Below are 619 nucleotides of genomic sequence, written 5' to 3'. Positions count from 1 at the left end.
GTGGCTGCGGCGCACCAAGCGCAAGAAGATCCCGCGCGAGGGCCGTGAAGGGGCCTGGTGCCCGATTGCGCCCAAGCAGCGCTGGTCGCTCGACTTCACCAGCGACGCGCTGGCCAATGGTCGCAAGTTCCGCACGGCCAATCTGAAAGACGACTGCACGCGCGAATGCCCGGCCATCGAGGTGGATTTCTCGTTGCCGGGCGAGCGGGTGGTCGAGATGCTGGAACGCGTGGCCCGCGAGAGGGGATATCCCGATATCCTGGTCGTTGATAACGGCCCGGAACTGCGCGGGCGGGCGCTGGATGGATGGGCCGATGATCACGGCGTCCAGATGTATTTCATCGACCCGTTCGTCGGGAAAACAGCGCCCCACGCTGTTTTCTGATCCTCCGAACCCGACCCAGAACGCCTATATCGAAAGCTTCAACGGGCGATACCGTGAAGAATGCCTGAACCAGCACTGGTTCACCAGCATCGATGAAGCCCGTGAAATCATCGAAGATTGGAGGATCGACTACAACCCGGAGCGTCCGCACAGCAGCCTGAAGTATCAGACCCCGGAGGAATTCGCAGCAGCGAGGCCCTTCGATAAAACGCAATGGGCGCAGCCGCTTGAGCT

General features: G+C 61.6%; 2 protein-coding genes. Both read left to right on the top strand.

Features of this window, described 5'->3' with window-relative positions; all coding sequences use genetic code 11:
• The coding region (locus KY389_RS15945) for a DDE-type integrase/transposase/recombinase (RefSeq protein ID WP_219831782.1) at nt 1-385 on the top strand (385 nt) is incomplete at its 5' end.
• A partial coding sequence (locus KY389_RS15940; RefSeq protein WP_219831781.1) for an integrase core domain-containing protein occupies nt 315-619 on the top strand: 305 nt, incomplete at its 3' end. The genes KY389_RS15945 and KY389_RS15940, both read left to right, overlap by 71 nt.

The sequence above is a fragment of the Paracoccus bogoriensis genome (assembly GCF_019431455.1).
GTDB lineage: Bacteria > Pseudomonadota > Alphaproteobacteria > Rhodobacterales > Rhodobacteraceae > Paracoccus > Paracoccus bogoriensis.
The sequence above is the reverse complement of the archived record's forward strand: the minus strand, read 5'-3'. Positions and strand labels throughout refer to the sequence as shown.